The sequence below is a fragment of the Sulfuricurvum sp. RIFCSPLOWO2_12_FULL_43_24 genome (genome assembly GCF_001829605.1).
Lineage (GTDB): Bacteria > Campylobacterota > Campylobacteria > Campylobacterales > Sulfurimonadaceae > Sulfuricurvum.
This window is the reverse complement of sequence record NZ_MIBT01000060.1, coordinates 22,971-39,227: the sequence shown is the minus strand read 5'-3', so window position 1 is coordinate 39,227 and position 16,257 is coordinate 22,971. Positions and strand designations below refer to the sequence as shown.

General features: G+C 43.3%; 14 protein-coding genes. 7 read left to right on the top strand and 7 right to left on the bottom strand.

What is annotated here, in order from left to right; translation table 11 throughout:
* Positions 1 to 31 precede the first annotated feature (31 nt).
* From A3G19_RS06265 to A3G19_RS06250, 4 genes are read left to right on the top strand one after another with little or no spacing between them, the layout of a single operon-like run.
* Positions 32 to 1,051, top strand: a complete 1,020-nt coding sequence (locus A3G19_RS06265; protein ID WP_294871252.1) for a ribonucleotide-diphosphate reductase subunit beta — start codon at positions 32 to 34, stop codon at positions 1,049 to 1,051.
* Positions 1,038 to 1,772 carry a nitrilase-related carbon-nitrogen hydrolase gene (locus A3G19_RS06260; protein WP_294871249.1) on the top strand — a complete coding sequence of 245 codons (735 nt, stop codon included), beginning with the start codon at positions 1,038 to 1,040 and terminating at the stop codon, positions 1,770 to 1,772. The genes A3G19_RS06265 and A3G19_RS06260 overlap by 14 nt, the downstream gene beginning before the upstream one ends.
* Entirely contained in the window at positions 1,769 to 2,416 is a 648-nt protein-coding gene (locus A3G19_RS06255) for a protein-L-isoaspartate(D-aspartate) O-methyltransferase (protein WP_015654776.1), read from the top strand. The genes A3G19_RS06260 and A3G19_RS06255 overlap by 4 nt, the downstream gene beginning before the upstream one ends.
* Positions 2,413 to 3,354 carry an RsmB/NOP family class I SAM-dependent RNA methyltransferase gene (locus tag A3G19_RS06250; RefSeq protein WP_294871247.1) on the top strand — a complete coding sequence of 314 codons (942 nt, stop codon included), beginning with the start codon at positions 2,413 to 2,415 and terminating at the stop codon, positions 3,352 to 3,354. Before A3G19_RS06255 ends, A3G19_RS06250 begins: the two co-directional genes overlap by 4 nt.
* On the opposite strand, the gene A3G19_RS06245 is transcribed toward A3G19_RS06250, so the two are convergent.
* The gene (locus A3G19_RS06245; protein WP_294871244.1) at positions 3,349 to 5,331 is read right to left on the bottom strand and encodes an NACHT domain-containing protein; all 1,983 of its coding nucleotides are present in this window, start codon (positions 5,329 to 5,331) and stop codon (positions 3,349 to 3,351) included. The two genes, A3G19_RS06250 and A3G19_RS06245, sit on opposite strands and share 6 nt — an antisense overlap.
* Entirely contained in the window at positions 5,318 to 6,463 is a 1,146-nt protein-coding gene (locus A3G19_RS06240) for an ATP-binding protein (RefSeq protein WP_294871242.1), read from the bottom strand. The genes A3G19_RS06245 and A3G19_RS06240 overlap by 14 nt, the downstream gene beginning before the upstream one ends.
* Positions 6,464 to 6,590: 127 nt before the next feature.
* Here A3G19_RS06240 and A3G19_RS06235 point away from each other — a divergent pair, with 127 nt between their 5' ends.
* The gene (locus A3G19_RS06235) at positions 6,591 to 7,052 is read left to right on the top strand and encodes a low molecular weight protein-tyrosine-phosphatase (RefSeq protein ID WP_294871239.1); all 462 of its coding nucleotides are present in this window, start codon (positions 6,591 to 6,593) and stop codon (positions 7,050 to 7,052) included.
* A gap of 51 nt (positions 7,053 to 7,103) precedes the next feature.
* Here A3G19_RS06235 and A3G19_RS06230 read toward each other — a convergent pair whose 3' ends face one another.
* From A3G19_RS06230 to purB, 3 genes are all read right to left on the bottom strand, one after another.
* Positions 7,104 to 7,475 (bottom strand): hypothetical protein, encoded by a 372-nt coding sequence (locus A3G19_RS06230; RefSeq protein ID WP_294871236.1) that lies wholly within the window; start codon positions 7,473 to 7,475, stop codon positions 7,104 to 7,106.
* Positions 7,466 to 9,832, bottom strand: a complete 2,367-nt coding sequence (locus A3G19_RS06225) for a ribonucleoside-diphosphate reductase subunit alpha (RefSeq protein WP_015654780.1) — start codon at positions 9,830 to 9,832, stop codon at positions 7,466 to 7,468. Before A3G19_RS06225 ends, A3G19_RS06230 begins: the two co-directional genes overlap by 10 nt.
* A gap of 150 nt (positions 9,833 to 9,982) precedes the next feature.
* Positions 9,983 to 11,311: an adenylosuccinate lyase gene (gene purB, locus A3G19_RS06220; protein ID WP_015654781.1), complete on the bottom strand. Its 1,329-nt coding sequence runs from the start codon at positions 11,309 to 11,311 to the stop codon at positions 9,983 to 9,985.
* A 170-nt stretch (positions 11,312 to 11,481) separates the two neighbouring features.
* Here purB and A3G19_RS06215 point away from each other — a divergent pair, with 170 nt between their 5' ends.
* Entirely contained in the window at positions 11,482 to 12,396 is a 915-nt protein-coding gene (locus tag A3G19_RS06215) for an RluA family pseudouridine synthase (RefSeq protein WP_294871233.1), read from the top strand.
* 5 nt (positions 12,397 to 12,401) lie between these two features.
* On the top strand, positions 12,402 to 13,322 hold the full coding sequence (locus A3G19_RS06210; RefSeq protein ID WP_294871231.1) for a pseudouridine synthase: 921 nt from the start codon (positions 12,402 to 12,404) through the stop codon (positions 13,320 to 13,322).
* A 69-nt stretch (positions 13,323 to 13,391) separates the two neighbouring features.
* Here the strand turns inward: A3G19_RS06210 and A3G19_RS06205 are convergent, their stop codons facing one another.
* The gene (locus A3G19_RS06205) at positions 13,392 to 15,116 is read right to left on the bottom strand and encodes a lysophospholipid acyltransferase family protein (protein ID WP_294871228.1); all 1,725 of its coding nucleotides are present in this window, start codon (positions 15,114 to 15,116) and stop codon (positions 13,392 to 13,394) included.
* Between the two features lie 594 nt (positions 15,117 to 15,710).
* The gene (gene ruvC, locus A3G19_RS06200; RefSeq protein WP_015654785.1) at positions 15,711 to 16,211 is read right to left on the bottom strand and encodes a crossover junction endodeoxyribonuclease RuvC; all 501 of its coding nucleotides are present in this window, start codon (positions 16,209 to 16,211) and stop codon (positions 15,711 to 15,713) included.
* Positions 16,212 to 16,257 lie beyond the last annotated feature (46 nt).

Here is a 16,257-nt window from a genome sequence, read left to right as displayed (position 1 = left end):
TCTACTTTATCTGCACACAGGGATAGCCGAAATGAAGCGTAAACAAATTTACAATCCAACCTCCACCGAACATGTAAACGATCGCCAGATTTTCGGCGGAAATCCTACCGGCATTTTCGAACTCAATAACATCAAATATCAATGGGCCTATAACCTCTGGGAGATGATGCTCAACAACACATGGTTCCCTAAAGAGGTCGACATGACCCGTGATGCGGTAGACTACAAATACCTCACCGAGATGGAAAAAACGGCCTACGACAAGGCTCTCTCCCAGCTCATTTTCATGGACAGCCTCCAAACCAACAACCTGATGGATAACGTGAATCCCTACGTCACTGCCCCTGAAGTAAACCTCATTTTGGTACGCCAAAGTTTTGAAGAGGCACTTCACTCTCAAAGTTACGCCGTTATGGTCGATTCGATCAGCCAAAACTCTGAAGAGATTTACGATCTCTGGCGTCGTGATATGATGCTCAAAACCAAAAATGACTCCATCGCCGCACGTTATAACGATCTTGCTAACGATCCATCAGAGAGTGCTTTTGTCAAAGCGTGTTTCGCAAACCAGATTTTGGAAGGGATCTATTTTTACAGCGGATTTACCTACATCTACACCCTCGCCCGTTCAGGGAAAATGCTCGGTTCCGCACAGATGATCCGCTTTATCCAACGCGATGAAGTGACCCATCTCGTCTTATTCCAAAACATCATCAACACCCTCCGACGCGAGCGTAGCGATCTCTTCACGGAAGAATTGCTCGAAGAAGTTTATGATATGTTCCGCAAAGCGGTTGAACTGGAAGTCGCATGGGGACAATACATTACCCAAGGACAAATTTTGGGGCTAACAAACGAAATCGTGGAACAATATATTCAACATCTTGCCGATAACCGTCTTACAGCTGTGGGAATGAAACCTCTCTACAACGTTGCTAACCCGATCAAATGGGTCGATGATTTCTCTAAATTTAACGACCAAAAAACCAACTTCTTCGAGGGGACAGTAACCAACTACTCCAAAGGAAGTCTCAGTTTTGACGACTTCTAAAACCCGTCCCATCGTCTCGCTGTGCTTTGAGACAAGTGAAGATTTTGTTAAAAATCTAGAGCGTCTCGAATCACTCATCGATCAATCCCCGCAAGATGCCATTATTGTCGCTCCCGAAGTAGTCTTGAGCGGTTTTGCGTATGACCGATTTGAAGAAGCGGCACAATTTACCGAAACGGCACTCGAAAAACTCCTCACATCTGTTGGCAATCGTCTTTTGATCTTTACCGCGATTACCAAAAAGGGCGGGAAATTTTACAACATCGCCTACGCCCTCCATAACTCCCAAATTCTCTACACCCAACCAAAAGCAAAACTTTTCGCACTGGGAAACGAACATAACTATTTTGAAGCCGGAAGAGAAGAGGGGATCGTCCCATTTCTCTTTGAGGGGATCAAAATCGGGATTCTCATCTGCTTTGAACTCCGCTTCAAGAGCCTTTGGCAACAGTTAGAAGGGTGCGATATTATTGCCATCCCTGCTCAATGGGGAAAACTGCGCAGTGAGCATTTCGTTACCCTTACCAACGCACTCGCCGTAATAAACCAGTGCTACGTTATCGCTTCTGACGCAGATAATACCGATACCAGCGCCATGAGCGGTATTATCACCCCTTTTGGCGGAGAGATACGCAATAACGGCTCCGAAATACTAACATCCCATTATGAAAGCCGTACCGTAGAGTCCATGCGACGCTACCTCAACATAGGAATACAATGAGCATCGATAAAATAACCGCAATTAAAACAACCCGTATGGCTGAAGAGATTACCAAAAAGTTTCCTCTGCGCCCTGTTATCAAAACCGCTATTATCAACACGAATCGAGAAGAGTTTGTCCCACTGGCGATGCGCCATAACGCCTACCGTCTCGATGCGCTCCCGATCGGCGCACAACAGTACATCTCCTCACCGCTGACGGTCGCAAAAATGACCCAATATCTAAGCCCCGAAGGGTGCGACAGCGTCCTCGAAATCGGATGCGGAAGCGGCTATCAGGCGGCCGTTCTTTCTCACGTTTTTCGCCGCGTTTTTACGATCGAGCGGATCGAATCGCTCCTTTTGGAAGCCAAAGAGCGTTTTCGCCATTTGCGCCTCGGCAACATTCACACCCGTACCGATGATGGTCAAAACGGATGGGAACAATACGCACCTTATGACCGGATTTTGTTCTCAGCATCCGCACGCATCATCCCCCAAAAACTCTTTCATCAGTTAGCGGAGGGGGGAATCTTGATCGCTCCGATCGATAAAGGACGCGAACAGGTGATTACCCGTTTCACGAAGCAAGGCGGTGTCATCCATGAAGATACCCTCGAAGTGTGCGATTTTGTCCCGGTACTTAACGGAGTGGTGCGCAAATGAGTCTCCCGGAAGCCTTTCGTGAGCGTTTAGAGAAAATTGTTCCGCAGGAACGGTTTGATACGATCGTCAAAACCTTTGATGCACCCAAACGGGTCACGTTTCGTTTTAACCCTCTAAAAACCTCACCTGAAGCACTCGAAGCCGAGCTGGAACACGAAGGGATCCCTTACGAGCGGGTAGGGTGGGAGATCTTATCGGGCGTTTATCGCATCGCTCCGGAGGATAAACTCCGTCTCACCCAAACCTCTGCTTTTTATGACGGGCATCTCTACATCCAAAACCTCTCCTCGATGATCGCCCCTGTTTTACTCGCGCCTGAACCCGAGGAGACCGTCCTCGATCTCGCCGCCGCACCCGGGGGTAAAACTCTGATGCTGGCAGGTATGATGGAGAATACCGGATGGCTCTCCGCCGTAGAGCTTCAGCGTGAGCGCTTTTTCCGCCTCTGCGATAATCTCAAACACCAAGGGGTAACCAACGCCCACACTTACATGACCGATGGCCGCAGTGTCGGGAAAAAATGCCCTGAAATGTTTGACCGAATCTTGCTCGATGCGCCGTGTTCCTCCGAAGCACGTTTCAAAACGCATGAACCCAAATCGATGAGCTATTGGAGTGTCCACAAAGTCAAAGAGACCTCCAAACTCCAACGCCGATTATTGCTCTCGGCGTTCGATGCCCTCAAACCGGGGGGCAAATTGCTCTATAGTACCTGTTCGTTTTCCCCCGAAGAGAATGAAAGCCCCCTTCAGCACCTCTTAGAGCGCCATGGAGACCGTTTAAAGACCATACCCCTCAGATTGCCCTTCGATAACGTCCAAAAGCCTCTGACGCGCTGGGGAAAAGAAATTTATGATGAACGGATACAAAACGCCGTCCGTATTTTGCCGACCGATACGATTGATGGGTTCTTTATCTGTTTGTTGGAGAAATTATAAATTTCCGTATTTCTCCTCATCCTCCTGAATCCGCTCCAACACTTCGTTCACACTCTCGGTGAGTTCGCTCCCCATCTTTTTGTATTCTTCATCCTCTCCCATCAAGTGCATTAGTGCATACCAAATTGGTTTATAAATGTCTTTAAAACCATACACTTCCATTTCAAAGAACCTCTTGGCTTGGTAGTATTGCTCTTTAGCAATGAGTGTTAACAAATACTCTTGATTTATTTTTTCTAAAATTTTTCCATCTTCTGTACTAAGCCATCTTGAGAAATTAGAAAAGCTTCGTTGATAATCCTCACATTTGAGTTCTATAAGCGATATTATGAGCCAAAGAGTTGGATCATTTTCATTCTGCTTTATAATATCTAATTCGTATAAATCTTTAATACACTGTGTTTTGTCATTGAAATTTACTATTTGATCAGAAAGAACATGAATGTTTTTAATTTGTGCCAATATTTTTTGTTGCATAGAAATAGACTTATATAGGCTCTGAGATAATTCATTCTTGTCTTTTAATTGTTTCAAAAGTATCAGTGCTTCATCTATTTTATCTCTTTTGATAAGTTGATTAATGTTTTTAGCCATCGCAAAATCTGATGGTGTAAGTTCTTGTACAAATTGCGATTGTTTTGCTTGTAAAAATTTGCTTGCTTCCATTTTCAATAGGTGTTCAAGTTCAATACTAATTCCAGCATGACTTAGTGCTTCTGTCATATGATACGCATGATTTGGACTAACTTCAGTTGTTTGTAACGAATCGATAAGTCTTTTCGCCCGTTCTTCCAGCTCCTCTTTCGAATACCATGATTCCAAAAACTTCACGAGCCATTCGACACGTTGACGATCTTTTTTCCGCCCGTAGCGCATCAGATACCAGATATTAAAAAATCGCTCTTTGATCTTGTAAATCTTGTTTTTTCCTATCGATTCGGATTCGACGATCTCGTATTTTTCGAGTTGTTTGAGCTGTGAGGAAATCGCTTTGCTCTCCAGTTTCGTCTTTTTAGCAACCTCGCGGGTGAGCATACCATCCCAATTCATTGCGATGGTGTGAACAATTTCCTGCAACTGCGGAGGCAAATCATCCATCCGGTGTTTATAGAGAGGTGTCACCTCATCGAGGATTTTGAGGAGATCATCAAAGGCATCCCCTCCGTCATCCATCAAAATATCAAACAGCATAACAAGTGTTCGCGGCACACCTCCCGTCAGCCGTCTCAGCGTTTCGATCCGTGCGGGATTAGTTCGGATGAGAGTCTCTATCTGCTCTTTTTGATCCTCTTTGGCAATAGCACGGAGAAACGTATGCGCTTCGGATTCGTTAAACCCGCGCAGTTTGATGATCTTGAAAAACTGGTAAAACGGTTTATCGTATTTGTGGTGTTGCTCCAACATATCGGTGGAGCCGCCGATGATACGGATCGATGATGAACTGAGCAAAATTTCACGTAGTCTGCGCTGTTCTTTGATGCTTAGTTTATCTATTAGTTCATCGATATTATCGATCAGCAACAGCAGTTTTTTCTCCGATTGCATAACGGTGTCTTCAAAGAGATTGAAGCTCTTTAGCTCATAATCCTCATCGTCGAAATGCCCTTCCATTTTGTCCAGTATATCGGGGAAGACATCTGGATAGATGCTTTGGAGATAATCGGCAACCTCTTCCCATAGTCGGCTAAGGGAACGGATTTGATACTGCTCTTCGGAAAATTTGACGGGTACAATACGCTCCGAGAGTTCGGGAGAATTTTTCACCTCGATCAATACCTTTCGCAATAACGTCGTTTTCCCCTGTCCCCGCTGACCAATGATAATGTAGTGCTGTTGCGGTACCGTATTGTTGGCTGATTTTATATCTTCGAATATATCGTTAAATATGTCCGTTCGGACGACAAAGCGCGATAAAAACTCTCGCTCTTCCATCTCATCGGGGGTGTATTTGTAGCGTGAGTAATTAGTTAGCGACATTGCTATACCACCACATTCGTAAAATTGGGGAGTTAAAACGGTATGTTTTCGGGTCATCATTGTTATTGATATAGCCATCATACACTAGCGTATGGACAATCTCTTTAGCTATATCGTGATCTAAATTATGCTTTGAAATCAGGTTAGTAATAGCAGATGATTTAATCGTCTGCTTGTCAGAAATGATATTCAGAACCTCTTTAGCAAAGTTATAACCTGAGGGTTCAAATGCCTCTTTGAGTTTGCTTTTCCAGTGTTCAAAATGGTTTTTATGCTGTAGAGCCGCTGTAATAGCACCATCTACACTTTCACGAGAAAGCATCTCTTTGTTTGTCTCTTGGATAATAAGCTGAATATAAAAAGGGATCAGCCACTCAATTTTCTCTAACAAATACGTAATAGCTTTATCATCTGCTTCTATCTCTTTACATAAAGCACGAGTGAATGCAAAAGCATCCTCAAACACCAAAGGAGGTATTTTTATACTGTTAAGATCATTGATCGATTTCGTCGCACCGATTCTTGCGACCACACTTTCTAATCCAATGGAACCTGCATATATAAACGTTACTTTTTCCAATATCTTAGGATTCTGTCGTAAGCTCCGTGCCGTTCGTAAAAATGATTCGGCTTGCTCTTTACTTTGGTATTTAATAATATTCTCTACCGCTTGAGCAAACTCATCTACCATGATTATGAGTTTTCTATCTATTTGTAATTCTGTTACAAATTTTTCAAATGCTGCTGCATAATCCAATGTTTTCCCATCACCGAATTCAATCCCTGATGTCGAAACTTTTTTGACTTTTCCAGCTAACTCCCGCAAAGATGCCGTAAATTTTGCTGTATAACGGTGTGTTTGACCGATAAATGTCTCGCTGGTAAGGGTATTAAAAAGCTTATGCCAAAATTCATGTTCATTATCCGCCGATTCAACATCGACAAATGCGACAACATACCCCTCACGAGGCTCGTCGTAAATTTTATACATAACAGATGTTTTTCCAACACGTCTAGGAGCCGCTATCAAAATATGCCCGCCTGATTCAATCGTGTCCCAAATACGATTTATCTCCGTATCTCTTGGCCAAAACTGTTCTGCACGCGCTACTTGTCCGACACATAATTGCATTCCAAGCTCCTTGACAAAATATTTATTGTCATTTTATCTGACAAAATATTTATTGTCAATAGATCTGATCTGATAGGCAACAATAATTATTTGGTTAAAATATGGAAAAAATCATAAGGCTCATATCATGAAATCGATCCTCTTCGTCTGTCTCGGCAATATCTGCCGCTCACCGATCGCAGAAGGTGTTGCGAGAAAGCTGATAGAAGAGGGCGCTCACACTATAGCGGTTGATTCAGCGGGGACAGGGGGTTCACATGTGGGAGAGGCACCGTGTGAACACTCCGTTACCGTCGCCCGTAATCACGGTATCGATATTTCACCTATTCGTGCCCGTCAGGTGAAAAAAGCCGATTTCAACGCCTTTGATCTGATCGTCGCGCTCGATTCATCCAACTATCGCGATCTCAAAGCATTAGGATGTCAGAATTTGGTGAAATTAGGCGATTACGGACATAATGGGGCGGATGTACCCGATCCGTACTTTTTTAACGGTTTTGAAGGGTTTGAGCATGTTTATACGATGATCGAATCGTGCGTGAATGAATTACTTCATTCGAGTCAAAAAGATAGTATTTCGTCATCTTGAACTCGATTCAGGATCTTAGATTGCGGATCAAGTCCGCAATGACAATATCACTTACCCGCTAAAGGGGAGTTCTTCGTATCCGAGTGAGGTTCCGAGGATATAAAACGGCGCCTCATCACAACGTCCGCTGTAACTGCCGATCGCTAACGCAGCGCTGTTAGGCGTTAGCTCCACCGTTATCCCCTCAGACATATCCAAACCACGTAGAACATTATCGCTCACGAGTTTGGCATCATTCACACCCTCGAGTCGAAACAGCACATCGATCCAGTCATAACCGCGCGCGATGTCCTGAACACTGAAGCGAATTTCTATCGAAGTAGGGGAGAGTGGGGTCAGAGAGTGGATTTGCCCCTGAGAGGCATTATCGATGCGATCGAGCAGGTTTTTGAGCGTTGAGGCGCTCAGGGGCTTTATTGGCACCCTTCACACTCCATCGAGCGGTCTGCCGTATCTTGCTTTTGCTCCGGTGATTGTGAGCGGAGATAGTAGGTCGATTTGAGACCCAGTTTCCATGCGAGCATGTAGATATCGTTGAGATATTTACCGCTGGCACGATCGAGGGTAATAAAGATATTGAGACTTTGCCCCTGATCGATCCATTTCTGACGGATAGCCGCCGCTTTGACGAGGATCGTTTGATCGAGATCATACGCCGGAGTGTAGTACCCCCACGTCTCAGGACTGAGTTTCGGTGCAACGACCGGAATAAGACCTGAGAGATTCTCTTCAAACCATTTGCGTTTGTAGATCGGCTCAATCGTCTGCGTTGTCCCCGTGAGGATCGAGATCGAGCTTGTCGGAGCGATCGCCATCAGGTAGCCATTACGCATCCCCTGTTTTTTAATCGTTTCACGAAGCTCGTCCCACTCATAATTCGGTGCAAACAATCCGCCGCGATCGACAAGGTTTTGCACCTCTGCCGTTGCATGATCCATCGGGAGTATTCCACGGCTCCATTTGGAACCCTCATACTCGGCGTAAGACCCTTTTTCGACCGCAAGGTTCGACGAAGCGAGAATCGCGTTATAGCTCACCGCTTCCATCACTTCATCGACTTTATCGAAGTGTTCCTGACTTCCCCATACGATGCGGTTCTCCGCGAGCATCTGCGCTTCACCCATCACACCCAAACCGATCGCACGGCTACGGAGGTTGGTCCGTTTGACTTTTTCCAACGGATAGAAGTTCAAGTCGATAACATTATCGAGGGCACGAATCGCAACCGGAACGATACGGTCGATATCCTCTTTGGTGTGAACACGTGAGAGGTTCACCGACGCGAGGTTACATACCGCCGTCGCACCGTCTACTTTCTCTTTTTCGACGATGTAGATCGGACGTCCTCCGAGAGAATCAAGTGCCGTAACTTTGTTCGCCGGTTTTTCGATCCCGCTGTCCACTTTAACGATCTCATCTTCTTCGAACGTGACAAACGAGCCGTCTTCATATTTAATTTTAATCAAATAGTGATTCGGCTGCGTATTTTGGAAAATTTCGGTACAAAGATTCGAACTGCGGATAATTCCGAAATGATCATTCGGATTGGCACGGTTCGCACTGTCTTTGAAACATAGGAACGGACTTCCTGTCTCAAAATACGAGGTCAAGATCTTTTTCCAAAGATCTTTCGCTTTGGTATGCTCTTTAATCACATTCGGATCTTGTTCAAGTTCGAGGTAACGTTTCTCAAACGCATCACCGTAAAGCTCACTGAGCTCTTTGACATCAAACGGATCGAACATCGTCCAGATACCGTCTTCAACGACACGCTTCATAAACATATCGTTGATCCATAGCGCCGGGAACAAGTCATGAGCACGTCGGCGCTCTTCTCCTGAGTTTTTCTTCACATCGAGGAAATCTTTGACGTCCATGTGCCACGGCTCGAGATAAACGGCGATAGCCCCTTTACGCGTTCCGAGCTGATCGACTGCGATAGCGATATCGTTGGTAATTTTCAAGAACGGTACGGTTCCGCCGGCGGCATTTTTATGACCGTCGATGAATGAACCCATAGCACGAACCTGCGTCCAATCCCAGCCGATCCCTCCGCCGAATTTAGAAAGCAATGCCATCTCTTTATAGGCATCAAAAATACCTTCGATATTATCCGGCGCAGAACCGATGTAACATGAGCTAAGCTGATGACGGTTTGTGCGGGCATTGGAGAGAGTAGGGGTTGCCATCATCACTTCAAATTTAGACATCATGTCATAGAACTTTTTCGCCCACCCCTGACGATCGCTCTCATTTTGTGCCAAGAACATAGCAACTGCCATAAACATATGCTGAGGAAGCTCGATCGGATCGCCTTGGCGATCTTTGATCAAATAACGGTCATACAATGTTTTAACGCCGAGGTAGTTAAATTCCAAATCACGTTCAGGAACGATGTACGTATCTAACTCCGCCAAATCGAATTTATCTCGCAGACCGAGTAAGATACGCCCTTCGGCTTCGCCACGCTCAAAATAACTCTGCAAAGAGCCGTAGCCGGTAAAACCGTTTACACGGTGGTAAAGGTCATATAAAAAGAGACGAGATGCTACAAACGTCCAATTAGGGGAATCGATATCGATCTTATCGACTGCGGTTTTAATAAGTGTGTGTTGAATCTCATTACTGTTAATACCGTCGCGAAACTGGATTTGTGCATCCACTTCCAATTCACTTTGCGATACGTTTACAAGACCTTTAACAGCTGCAGAGGTATATTTTTGAATTTTTGTAATATCCAACGGTTCGCGGCGTCCGTTACGTTTAACAATGGTTAGCATCTCTCTCCCTTAATAATCCGTCTATTTTAAATGCCAAAAGGTTACCCCCTTTGGATGATCTTTCCTCTTAACGAGTCAGACAATGTGGTGTATTATAATCACTCAATATTGTATTGTTTCTTATGTTGAAAAAAACTATTTTAATGATAATTATTTGAATACCCGTGCAAAAATTTTATCGACATTTTTGGTGTAATAATCAAAGTTGAAACATTCGCGGATTGCCTCTTCACTCAAACTTTCTCTTAGCTCATCATCTGCTAATAAATATTGTAAATAAAGGCTTTCCCCTTTTTCGTTGACGGCACTGTTTCCTTGCTGCAATCCTTCCCATACTTTCATCGCGTTGCGTTGAACGATACGGTAGGCATCTTCACGGCTTACCCCTTTGAGAGGAAGTTCGAGTAAAACACGTTGTGAGAAAACCAAACCGCCGGTGAGGTTGAGATTACGCATCATATTCTCAGGATACACGACGAGATTTGCGATAACACTGTTAAAACGGTGAAGCATGAAATCTGATGTGACAAAACTATCCGGCAACCAGAAACGCTCGGTAGAGCTGTGTGAGATATCACGTTCATGCCATAACGCGACGTTTTCCATCGCAGGGATAACATACGCTCTAACCATACGCGCTAACCCTGTGATATTTTCAGTCAAAATCGGATTACGTTTGTGAGGCATCGCGGATGAACCTTTTTGCCCTTTGGCAAAAAACTCTTCACATTCATACACTTCGGTACGCTGCCAGTGACGAACCTGTACTGCAAATTTCTCGATAGAGCTTGCCATCAAAGCAAGCGCCGAAGCTAAACGTGCATAACGGTCACGCTGAATAACCTGGTTAGATGCAGGAGCCGATTTAAGTCCTAACGCTTCACAGGTATATTCTTCGAGTTCTAACGGTGCGTGAGCAAAATTCCCCATCGCGCCTGAGACTTGACCGACGCAAATCACTTCCATGGTTTGTTCCAAGTTTGTCAAATGACGTGCCATCTCATCGTACCAAACCGCTAACACCAAACCAAACGTAATCGGCTCACCGTGAATTCCGTGTGAGCGTCCGACCATCAATGTCATCTTGTGTTCTTCTGCACGAACCTTGATCGATGCCATAACCATTTTAACGTCTTCAATAATCAATGCCAGTGAATCACGCATTTGCAAAGCGACAGCCGTATCAACCGTATCGGATGATGTCATACCATAATGGAACCAGCGACTCTCTTCTCCGAGCGTTTCCGAAACGGATGTGGTGAACGCGATCAAATCGTGGCGAGTAACCGCTTCGATCTCATCAATGCGTTCAACACTGAATCCTGCATTTTTTACAATCTTCTGGGCATCTTCATCAGGAATCAATCCCAATTTATTCCATGCAACGACTACCGCTTTTTCAACATCGAGCCATGCTTGATATTTTGCTTGGATACTCCATTTGGATTTCATCTCTTCTCTGGCGTAACGATCTACCATGCTATAACTTCCTTCTGTGCTAAAATGCGCTAATTAAATTAGACTTTTTTTATGTCCGTTCACCCTGAGCTTGTCGAAGGGTCTGTTCATGGTTCGACAAGCTCACCACGAACGGGACGTTCTCTACTGTATATATAAGTCTATCCAACCCTCCCTAAAAAGGAATTAAATTGCCCTTTGTCACCAAGCAACTTCACGCCCCGTCTCGTCAAAAAGCATTTCGTTTTTTAATGCAAGAGTTAGGGATACCTCAAAGCGAAGCACAACGTTTAATTGCCAAAGGGAGGCTTTCTCAAAACGGTGAAGTGATGGCAAACAATGCGGGGTTTATCGAAGGAACTTTTGATTTCATTTGTTTTGAACCTTTGACGTTAGGGTTAGAACCTGCGTTTGTCGAAGAGGAATTTGCCGTCTATGATAAACCCAGCGGTCTTCTCGTCCACCCGCAGAATCGTCACACACCTTATAGCCTCAACGATGAGATCAAGCACCGTTTCGGTCATGAGGCCAACATTACCCATCGGATCGATCAAGAGACAAGCGGTTTGGTTCTGGCCGCTCGAAATAAAGGTTCTGAACGTGCTTTAAAGATGATGTTTGAAGAACGCCAAATCACTAAGAAATATATCGCTATGGTTAAAGGTCATCTCAAAGAGCCGCTCGATATAGAGGAGCCTTTACTGCGTCGGGAAGATGCCAGCTCTATTATCCGCATGATCGTACGGGTTCATCCTGAGGGAAAACCGTCTCGTACCTTTATAAAACCTCTGGAGTATTTTCCCGATACCGATACGACTCTCGTCGAGGCTTCACCTTATACCGGACGTCAACATCAGATACGGGTTCATTTGTTCCACGTGGAACATCCAATCATCGGTGATCCGATTTACGGTCAGGATGAAAACGATGCCGTCCGCTTTTTAGACCGAGAGATGTCTGCAGAAGATCGATTTATCAATACGGGTGCATCACGACTTTTACTTCATGCCCATTCTCTTGAATTCATTTATGACAATATTCCTTACCACGTGATTTCAAAAGAAGATTTTATTTCTCAATGTTTTGATGCGATGAAAAAGAAATAATCGATATGCCTTTCATCACTAAAAAACTTCATTCACCTATTCGTCAAATGGCTCTCGCATTTTTAATGGAAGAACTAAATCTCTCGCGAAGTGAAGGACAACGTCTTATTGCCCGAGGTCGTTTATCTCAAAACGGTATTGTCATGTGCGATCAATTCGGGTTCATTGAGGGCTCTTGTGAGTTCATCTGTTTTGAGCCGTTATCGCGTGGATTCAAACCGATGTTTGTCACTAACGACTTTGCCATCTACGACAAACCGAGCGGTTTGAGTGTCCATCCGCACAGCCGTCTATCGCCGTATACCCTTAATGATGAGATCAAACATCAGTTTGGTGAGGATGCTAACGCAACACACCGGATTGATCAAGAGACGAGTGGCTTGGTTTTAGTGTCTCGACATAAAAAAAGTGAAACTGTTTTAAAAAAGTTATTCTCTGCACGTGCTATAAATAAACGATATCTTGCTATGGTAAAAGGTCATGTAGAAGAGATTATCGATATACAAGAACCTCTCTTTCGAATTGATCATCCGAATCTTCTTATCAGTATGGTGGTTAAAGTTGACCCTAAAGGGAAACCAGCCCATACTATTATTAAACCGATTCGTTACTTTCCTGAGCATAATATGACGCTCGTAGAGGCATCTCCATTGACCGGACGTACCCACCAAATACGAGTTCATTTGTTCCACGTGAAACATCCGATAATCGGTGATCCGGTGTATGGACCAGAGGAAAAGGACGTAGTACGATTTATAAAAAAAGAGTTGACACCCGAAGAGCGGTTAGAAATAGGGGGGTCAACACGGTTGCTTCTTCACGCACATTCACTTGAATTTGAGTATGAGAATGAGGTGTATAAGATAGAATCTGAGAAAGATTTTGTGCAAGAGTGCTTTGAGGCGATGGGGATTACATCTGATTAAAATATCCGTTCACCCTGAGCCTGTCGAAGGGTGCGTTCATGGTTCGACAAGCTCACCACGAACGAAACTCTATGCACAATTACTAATATATCGCTGTCGTTTCACCTCTTTAATTTTCCGAATATCCACCAAAATATACCCGTCAATACAGTTGTTAAAATCGCTATCAATCCCGAAATCCATAAAATGCACTCCACCCTCTTCGCATAATTCACTGTACTGTTTATAGAGGGTAGGAACCGATACGTCCAATGCTTTTAGATAGTCTTTTAAAACTCTAAAGTCCTCAGTATAGTTCTCGCCGCTAAACAATGCTTTAAACTCATTCTGGACGTATTCTGAGAGTTTATAGGGCGACTTTGCTCTAACCATAGTGTGGTCACTACCGAAATAAAGGGTATAAAAATAGACCAAAGCTTCTTGAGCATGTTTTGGAAAACTTCCCGAAATACTTACCGGCCCCATCATATATTTGACCTGAGGATTATGGCTGAGATATGCCCCAATCCCTTGCCATAGATAATCGAGTGCACGACTTCCCCAGTATTTTGGCTGAACAAAACTCCGCCCAAGCTCAATGGCATCTTCCAAAACTGCATCAAACTGTTCATTCATATCACACAAATCAGACATATAAAGACCCTCTTTGCCTAACCACGAAAGAATCCACTCACACTCACCGATACGATACGCTCCAGCGATCTCTAACGCCTCATCATCCCACAACACTAGATGATGATAATAGCGATCATACTCGTCGATGTCACGGGCATGACCACTCCCCTCTCCTACTTTGCGAAAAGAGTATTCACGTAAGCGACCTATTTCGTTGATGATATTGGGGGCATTCTCATGTTCGATCAAATAGATCTCTTTGTTATCACTTGTCATCCCTAGCAGTTCACCTTTTCTGAGTTCGCTTCGAAGTTCCTGACGCGATACAGGATGAGCGATAGAACACTCCGTTGGATAGATGCCGTGTTTTCCTTTAGCGATACGGAGAAGGTGTTTACGAAATAATTTTGCATGACGTTTTTCACTGATGTTAAAATCGCTCAGTGCTTTTTCACTCACCATCTCTCCAATCGTAAAATCAAATACGTGATTTCGTGCCGCAAATATTTCATGACTGAGAAGCAATCCCCCCAACGGTTTATAGATCCATGAAGCAGCGTAAAATAACAGACTATTTTTTCCTTTAATATGTATCGGAAGAATCGGAGCAGCATTTCGTTTGGCAAACTTTAAAAAGCCCCCTTTCCATGAACCCTCTTTTATCCCGAATAATCCCGCACGAGAAACTTCACCGGAAGGGAAAAAAATGACCGCTTCTTCAGCTTGGAGCGCATTATCAATTTGCCGAAGAGCATGTCTTGAGAGTTTATCATTGAAGTTATCCACACCAATCATATATTCTTTGAGCTGGGTAATCTCACCAAGCATGCGGTTGGCTACAATTTTCACTTTTTTGTCTTGACGCACCGAACAAACCATCTGTATCAAACACAATGCATCTAATGCTCCCAAAGGATGATTCGCAACAATAATCACTTTACCCATCGTAGGAATATTTTCGATTTGGCGATGAATCGTTTTATACGATACGTTTAAATATTCAAGGACCGCATCGATAAATACCAATCCGCTTTTCTCTTGATGAATTTCCATAAAGCGATTAATCGATTTTTCATGAAGAAGTAACCGTGTCATTCCTACTATCATTTTATTAATAATTGCAGGGTATCGAAATACTTTTGGGTATTCTTTTCGTAAAATAAATTCTGTACTAACCATCTTATGCACCTTTAATTAAGGAATACACTTATTCGTGTTTCTTATTTTTGAAACATTAAGGGATATCTGTTTCAATGTGATTACATTAGAGTTACAGTGCAATTACAACGCTTTGAATGAAAAAAATTATCAATTGATGTGAATAACTTTTTATAACAATGTTTTTATTCATTTTTGATACAGACAAAATTGTAATAGGCCCCTAAAATAGGGGGTTTAAGGTGGGTTGAAGAAATATGATTTCAGGGTATATTTAGATAAAAATTTTCTGAAATTATGAAGATTTTTAGCACTTTTTTTGTAAAAATGGCTATGACTTATTCACAACACGCTCACAGTGTGAATATTACACATTTTTGAAAAATTTTGATTTTTTTTTTCGGATTCAGAAATTTTTTAGGGGGATAACAGAGATAAACGCTTAAGCCTTTCATCAATCTGAAATTATTAAGGATCTCTAAGACTCTTTGGATACACTTCTGACTTAGCGACCCTCCTGGTGTGTTGGTCGCTATGTTATTCATTTTATTACGCCAAAGGAGCAAAGCCCCTTTGACTACGTTAACACTAAGTTTTCCTCAGCAGAAAGCTCATTCATTTTTTTGTTTTACTTTTTTGATTCATTTCTAATTTAACTCTTTGCGCATGGGTAATTGCTACCGCCATTGCATCGGTAATATCCAGAGGCTTAATCTCTTTCGTTATCCCCAATATCTGTTTTACCATAAATGCTACCTGCTCTTTGGCAGCTTTGGCTTTTCCCGTTAACGCTTTTTTGACTTGTAACGGTGTATATTCTGCAAACATTCCATGCTCTTGTAAAAGTTTGAGGGTAATCGCTCCGCGAAATTGTGCCAGCTTCAAAACCGTTTTAGGGTTATGGGCATAAAAGATATCTTCCATTGCTACTTCATTGATTGTATGAGCTTTGAATAATTGTTCTATCGCTTCGGCAACTTGGGGAATTTGATATTGAAGTTCTTCGGCTTTTATTTTAATCAAACCCGCTTCGATAAGACGTAATTTTTGTCCCTCTATCGCAACGATAGCATATCCACAGTTTCTCGTACCCGGATCTATCCCTAAAATATTCATAATTATTCCTATTCACAGGGTGAATGAATTTTATTCACCTCTTCTT

Bases quoted from the DNA above. Each gene is read 5' to 3' on its own strand.
- A3G19_RS06240 (WP_294871242.1), bottom strand. From the start codon at position 6,463: ATGCAATTATGTGTCGGACAAGTAGCGCGTGCAGAACAGTTTTGGCCA.
- purB (WP_015654781.1), bottom strand. From the start codon at position 11,311: ATGGTAGATCGTTACGCCAGAGAAGAGATGAAATCCAAATGGAGTATC.
- A3G19_RS06265 (WP_294871252.1), top strand. From the start codon at position 32: ATGAAGCGTAAACAAATTTACAATCCAACCTCCACCGAACATGTAAAC.
- ruvC (WP_015654785.1), bottom strand. From the start codon at position 16,211: ATGAATATTTTAGGGATAGATCCGGGTACGAGAAACTGTGGATATGCT.
- A3G19_RS06225 (WP_015654780.1), bottom strand. From the start codon at position 9,832: ATGCTAACCATTGTTAAACGTAACGGACGCCGCGAACCGTTGGATATT.
- A3G19_RS06255 (WP_015654776.1), top strand. From the start codon at position 1,769: ATGAGCATCGATAAAATAACCGCAATTAAAACAACCCGTATGGCTGAA.
- A3G19_RS06205 (WP_294871228.1), bottom strand. From the start codon at position 15,116: ATGGTTAGTACAGAATTTATTTTACGAAAAGAATACCCAAAAGTATTT.
- A3G19_RS06245 (WP_294871244.1), bottom strand. From the start codon at position 5,331: ATGTCGCTAACTAATTACTCACGCTACAAATACACCCCCGATGAGATG.
- A3G19_RS06250 (WP_294871247.1), top strand. From the start codon at position 2,413: ATGAGTCTCCCGGAAGCCTTTCGTGAGCGTTTAGAGAAAATTGTTCCG.
- A3G19_RS06235 (WP_294871239.1), top strand. From the start codon at position 6,591: ATGAAATCGATCCTCTTCGTCTGTCTCGGCAATATCTGCCGCTCACCG.
- A3G19_RS06210 (WP_294871231.1), top strand. From the start codon at position 12,402: ATGCCTTTCATCACTAAAAAACTTCATTCACCTATTCGTCAAATGGCT.